This is a genomic window from Janthinobacterium sp. AD80 (assembly GCF_002878455.1).
Lineage (GTDB): Bacteria > Pseudomonadota > Gammaproteobacteria > Burkholderiales > Burkholderiaceae_D > Janthinobacterium.
In genome coordinates, this window is sequence record NZ_NRDQ01000118.1 from 1 (window position 1) to 5,698 (window position 5,698).

The 5,698-nt window shown below is 62.2% G+C and carries 7 protein-coding genes; 5 read left to right on the top strand and 2 right to left on the bottom strand.

Annotated features, from left to right (window positions below; translation table 11 throughout):
• The first annotated feature begins 85 nt into the window (after positions 1-85).
• The 4 genes from JaAD80_RS20380 to JaAD80_RS20395 all read left to right on the top strand — a co-directional run bounded on the left by JaAD80_RS20380 (position 86) and on the right by JaAD80_RS20395 (position 2,370).
• Positions 86-577: a type II secretion system protein gene (locus JaAD80_RS20380; protein WP_102296741.1), complete on the top strand. Its 492-nt coding sequence runs from the start codon at positions 86-88 to the stop codon at positions 575-577.
• A gap of 3 nt (positions 578-580) precedes the next feature.
• A complete protein-coding gene (locus JaAD80_RS20385; RefSeq protein ID WP_102296743.1) occupies positions 581-973 on the top strand; it encodes a type II secretion system protein in 393 nt (130 codons plus the stop codon).
• Between the two features lie 4 nt (positions 974-977).
• Positions 978-1,646, top strand: a complete 669-nt coding sequence (locus tag JaAD80_RS20390) for a type II secretion system protein (protein WP_102296745.1) — start codon at positions 978-980, stop codon at positions 1,644-1,646.
• A gap of 241 nt (positions 1,647-1,887) precedes the next feature.
• The gene (locus JaAD80_RS20395; protein ID WP_102296748.1) at positions 1,888-2,370 is read left to right on the top strand and encodes an FxDxF family PEP-CTERM protein; all 483 of its coding nucleotides are present in this window, start codon (positions 1,888-1,890) and stop codon (positions 2,368-2,370) included.
• A gap of 302 nt (positions 2,371-2,672) precedes the next feature.
• On the opposite strand, the gene murJ is transcribed toward JaAD80_RS20395, so the two are convergent.
• Complete coding sequence (murJ, locus tag JaAD80_RS20400; protein ID WP_102296751.1) at positions 2,673-4,220, bottom strand: murein biosynthesis integral membrane protein MurJ; 1,548 nt, start codon at positions 4,218-4,220, stop codon at positions 2,673-2,675.
• A 297-nt stretch (positions 4,221-4,517) separates the two neighbouring features.
• Here murJ and rpsT point away from each other — a divergent pair, with 297 nt between their 5' ends.
• Positions 4,518-4,784 (top strand): 30S ribosomal protein S20, encoded by a 267-nt coding sequence (rpsT, locus tag JaAD80_RS20405; protein ID WP_010395935.1) that lies wholly within the window; start codon positions 4,518-4,520, stop codon positions 4,782-4,784.
• 168 nt (positions 4,785-4,952) lie between these two features.
• On the opposite strand, the gene JaAD80_RS20410 is transcribed toward rpsT, so the two are convergent.
• Positions 4,953-5,411, bottom strand: a complete 459-nt coding sequence (locus tag JaAD80_RS20410) for a DUF192 domain-containing protein (RefSeq protein WP_102296753.1) — start codon at positions 5,409-5,411, stop codon at positions 4,953-4,955.
• Positions 5,412-5,698: the final 287 nt, after the last annotated feature.

Genomic DNA, 5,698 nt, shown 5'->3' on the forward strand with positions numbered 1-5,698 from the left:
CGTCCGGCCAGCCCGTGCCGCTGCAGACGGCGCCATTGCCGCTGTCGTCCGGCCAGCCCGTGCCGGTGGCGCCGCCGCCCGCCAAATGAGACTGGCGCATGCACAGCGGGCGCAGGGTGGCTTCACCCTGATCGAGCTGCTGGTGACCCTGGCCATCCTCGGCGTGCTGGGCACCCTGGTGGTGCCCGTCACGCAGGTGGCCATGCAGCGGCGCCAGGAGCAGGATTTGCGGCGCGCGCTGCGCGACATCCGCCAGGGACTCGACGCCTACAAGCGCGCCGGCGACGAGGGCCGCATCGTGCGCTCGCCCGACGCCAGCGGCTATCCGAAAAGCCTGGAGCTGCTGGTCGAGGGCGTGCCGGACCAGCGCAATCCCAAGCGCAGCAAGCTGTTCTTCCTGCGCCGCGTGCCGCGCGACCCGTTCAATGCGGACGCCAGCTTGAGCGATGTGCAGACCTGGGGCAAACGCAGCTACGCCAGCGAGGCGGGCGAGCCGCGCGAGGGCGATGATGTGTACGATGTGTACTCGACTTCCAACAAGACGGGCCTGAATAACGTGCCCTACCGTTTATGGTGAACCATGGCTGCCCATGACCGCGCCGCGCGGGCGCGCGGCTTTACCCTGATCGAGCTGCTGGTGGTGCTCGGCATCGTGGCCTTGCTGCTGACCCTGGCCGTGCCGCGCTATTTCCCCAGCCTGGACAAGGCCAAGGAAACCGTGCTGGCGGACAACCTGCGCAATCTGCGCACCACCATCGACCAGTTCCATGGCGATACGGGGCGCTATCCAGAGACCCTGGAGCAGCTGGTGGAAAAGAAATACCTGCGCGCCATGCCCATCGACCCCATCACGGACAGCGATGCCAGCTGGGTCATCGTGCCGCCGCCCGATGATACGCCGGGCCAGGTGTATGACGTGAAGAGCGGCGCGCCCGGCAAGGACCGCAGCGGCACGCCGTTTGCCGACTGGTAGCGCCATGCGCCGCCCGCCAGCCAACGTCCCGGCGCGCCGCCAGCGCGGCTTTACCTATCTGGGACTGATCATTCTGGTGGCCATCCTGGGCCTGGTGGGGGCGGCCGGACTGAAGATGGGCTCGCTGTTGCAGCGCCAGGCTGCCGAGCAGGAACTGCTCGACATCGGCGCGCAATTTTCCGACGCCCTCTACAGCTATGCCGTCGCCACGCCTGCGGGCCAGCCGCAGCAGCCATCCAGCCTGGCGGACTTGCTGCGCGACCCCCGCAGCCCGCAGGTGCGGCGCCACCTGCGCAAGCTGTTTGTCGATCCCGTCACGGGACGCGCCGAGTGGGGCTTGCTGTTCCAGCCGGGTAGCCATGGCATCATCGGCGTGCACAGCCTGTCGCAGGCGGCGCCCTTGAAAGTCGGAAACTTCGAAGCCCGGTTTACGGGGTTTGAAGGCAAGGCGCATTTGTCTGACTGGCAATTCATGATGCCGACCCAGCTGGCGCCGCTTGCCGCAGCTGCGGCCGATCCCGGACCGGCAGGCGCGCCGGGCAGTGATGGCACGCCCGCTGCGCCAGACGTGCCGTTACCACCGTTGTTTTCTCGCCCTATTTCCCCTACGCAAGAAACCGAGCCTGCGCCAGTGCCAGATGAGGTCGAATTGCCCCCTCCCCCTGCAGAATAGCCGCTTGCAGCGGAAAAATGCCGTAAAAAACGATCAGTGCCGTGTGAACTATTTTTACCCAGAAAGTGCTCGATGCAGGCAACTATTTCGCCTGAAAAATAGTTATATCGCTAGAAACTAAGATAAAATATTTATAAGTAATTCGATGTATTTATGCTACCATCCTGCTCAGTACTTTCGGTACTACATCGATTGGTGGTCTGCGCATTGCAGCCATAAATTACTTTTTAAGGGATTAACTATGAAATTGAAATTTATCGTTGCAGGCATCATGGCAGCAGCGTCGTTCAGCGCGTTTGCTGGCGACCAAGTCCTCGACATCACGGCTGACGGCAACGTCCACACCTTCAACGCCGTCGTCGGCGATGGCATCCTGTCGGGTGGCCTGGATGAAATCATCCTGAACGGCCTGGGCGCTGGTAGCTACAACATCGGCTTGTCGATCACTGGCCAGAAGCTGACGTTCAATGCATTGACGTCGAATCTGAACAACCAGCTGGGCGAAGCCTTCTCGGCTGGCGGCCTGAAGTTCTTCGGCGTTGAATACAGCGGCGTTGGCCCGTTCAAGCTGCAACTGTTCGGTAACGCACTGGCTGGCGCGAACTACACCGGCACCTACACCGTGTCGGCCGTGCCAGAACCAGCAACCTACGGCATGCTGCTGGGTGGCCTGGGCCTGTTGGGCTTCATGGCTCGCCGCCGCGCCGCAAAAAAAGCAGCCTGATATTGCTGCTTCATGATGTCGCCAAACCCGCCCAGGCGGGTTTTTTTTCGTCCGACAAGCTGCGCAGGGCGTTGTTGCCTGCGTCTCGCCGTACTAGCGTACTGTCTTCGACTTGGCGCCTAGCCCTGCGCAGCTTGTCGACAGGCTCAGGGCCTTGTTTCCTGTATCTCGTGGTAGCAGCCACTGCCGCCGACCTGGCGCCTGGCCCTGCGCAGCTTGCCGGCAGGCTCAGGGTCTTGTTTGCGGTATCTCGTGGTAGCCGGCCGCTGCCGCCTACCTGGTGCCTGGCCCTGCGCAGCTGGTCAGGCGCTGCGCTTGAAGTCGCGGAAGCGGAAGCCGACTGCAAATAGCGTGGCAAAGTAGGTTATGCCGCACGCGGCCACCACCAGGGCCAGGGCGCCGGCCCGCAGCAGCGGATGGGCTTGCATGGCGATCCAGTCGATGCGCATGGCGCCGGCATACGCCACGCCGCCCATGACCAGCAGGGCCGGCAGCAGGCGCAGGAAGAACTTGGCCCAGCCCGGCTTTGGCTGGTAGATGCCGCGCTTGCGCAAGCCCCAGTACAGGAAGCTGGCGTTCAGGCAGGCGCCCAGGCCGATCGACAGGGCCAGGCCGGCCACGGCGATGTAGGGCACGAACAGCAAGTTCATCAGCTGGGTGGCGATCAGTACGCCAATGGCGATTTTCACGGGGGTGCGGATGTCCTGGCGCGCATAGAAGGCGGGCGCCAGGGTTTTCACCAGGATGATGCCGATCAGGCCCAGGCTGTACGCCACCAGCGGCTGCGTCGACATGCTCACGGATTCGGCCGTGAACTTGCCGTAATGGAATAGGGTTGCGATCAGCGGCGTGGCCAGGGTTGCCATGCCGACGGCGGCGGGCAGGGCCAGCAGGAAGGTCAGGCGCAGGCCCCAGTCCAGCAAGGCTGAATATTCCGTCTTGTCGCCATCCACGTTCGCCTTCGACAGGCTGGGCAGCAAGATGGTGCCCAGGGCCACGCCCAGCATGGCGGTGGGAAATTCCATCAGGCGGTCCGCATACGACAGCCAGGAAATGCTGCCTTCGGCCAGGCGCGAAGCGATGCTGGTGTTGATCATCAGGCTGATCTGCGCGGCCGAGACGGCAAACACGGCCGGTCCCATCTTCTTCAGCACGCGGCGCACGCCGCCGTCGGACAGGCCGATGGCGGGGTTGATCGACAGGCGCGGCAGCATGCCGATCTTCATCAGCGCGGGGATCTGGATGGCTACCTGCAGCAGGCCGCCGACGAACACGGCAATCGCCATGGCGTAGATCGGCTGCTTCAAGTAGGGCGCGAGGAATAGCGAGGCGGCGATGAACGACAGATTCAGCAGCACGGGCGTGAACGCGGGAATCTTGAATTCGCGCCAGGTATTCAAAATGCCGCCGGCCAGGGCCACGAACGACATGCAAGTAATATAAGGGAACATCAACCGCGTCATCCACACGGCCGCGTCAAAGGCGCCCGGGTCCTTGTTCAGGCCGGTGGCGATCACATACACGAACCACGGCGCGCCCAGGATGCCGATGACCGACACCAGCAGGGTGGCCCAGACCAGGGTCGTGGCCACATGGTCGGCCAGCTGCTTGCTGGCCTCCTGGCCATGCTGGTTCTTGTATTCCGACAAGATCGGCACGAACGCTTGCGAGAACGCGCCTTCGGCGAACAAGCGGCGCAACAGGTTGGGAATGCGGAAGGCAACAATGAAGGCGTCCGTGTAGGCGCCGGCGCCAAAGGCGCGCGCGAACAGGCTTTCACGCAATAAACCGGTTACACGGGACAGCATGGTCATGCTGGAGATGGCGGCGAGGGTTTTAAGCAAGTTCATGGGGGCAGATTATAGCCGGGCGCGGTACCGGGAAACGGTTAAAATATGGTAACAATTGGTGCTGATTCGCCCGTGCCAGCCCCGTTTTTAGCTGTTTTGGGGACGATATCCGGTTTTTTGATTTGCCCCCGCTTGAAAATATCGCTATAATCGAAGGCTGTACAGAATTCTGTTACGCAGACACTAATGTTTGACAGGCACTGGTTTGGCACACATGGTTCGGCAGACGCACAGAACGCACCGGTTGGCAAACACTAATGTTTGCAAACGCACTTTGACCCTGTTTTAGGAAATTCCATGGCAAATACCGCACAAGCGCGCAAACGCGCTCGTCAAGCAGTTAAGCAAAACGCACACAATTCGTCCCAACGTTCGACCTTGCGCACGGCTATCAAAGCTGCTCGCAAAGCGATCCAGGGCGGCGACAAGGCAGCTGCTGCTGCAATCTTCCAAGCATCCGTGTCGACCATCGACCGTATCGCTGACAAGAAGATCATCCACAAAAACAAGGCAGCTCGCCATAAGAGCCGTCTGGCAGCTGCTTTGAAAGCACTGTCCGCTTAATATTCGCCAGCGGGCAAGCCACCACGGTGGACTTGCCTGTGCCGGTACGCTGGCACTGGTTGAAAAGCAAAAACCCGCAGATTCGTTCTGGCGGGTTTTTTCGCGTTCTTGAATACGTTTGTGCTGACGTTTTATGTTCGCGCGCGTGGCCGGCCGCCGGCCGTGCCCTCAGCGCGGCGCTGGCAAGTTGCCGATACTCATGCCCGGTTTGATGTTGCGCTGCGTGAACCAGCCCAGGTGCATTTCCAGCGCATAGCGCACGGGAATGGTTTTGCTTGAACAATGGCTGTCGAGCGTGTGCGGCCGCATGTCCTCGATATTGACGATCTTGCCGCCGGCATCGATAAACGCCACGGACAGCGGTAGCGGCGTATTCTTCATCCACATGCATTGCGTGGCGGGTACGCCGAACACAAACAGCATGCCCGCGTTCGCAGGCATCTTTTCGCGGTACATCAAACCCTGTTCACGCTGCGCTTCCGTGGCGGCCACTTCCGCCTGGATCAGATGCATGCCCGCCGACAATTGCAGGCTTCTGCCTGGCTGCCCCTGGGCTGGCGCATGGCTGATGCCGGCGCCAGCGAGCAGGACGAATGACAAGCGCAGACTGCTAAGGGAATTTTTCATGGGCGCGGCAGTGGCTATCGAAGCGGCGATTAAGCCATGCAGGTGCGCGCCAGGTCAAGCATGCCGCCGTGCCGCAGGGGAAGCGTGGGGCCGCAGCAACAGTGATGTCGCGGCGGCCCCAGGGAAGCACGTGCTTACTGCGCCGGCTTGGCTTGCTCGGCTGCCGGCTTCGCCTTGCGCGCCTGGGGAATCAGGCGCTGCGGTGCATCGGTGGCGGCCGAGGCCTTGGTCGATGCGCCCGAACGCGCGGCGTCCGTCGCGGCGGAGGCCGCGCTCGTAGCCGAGGC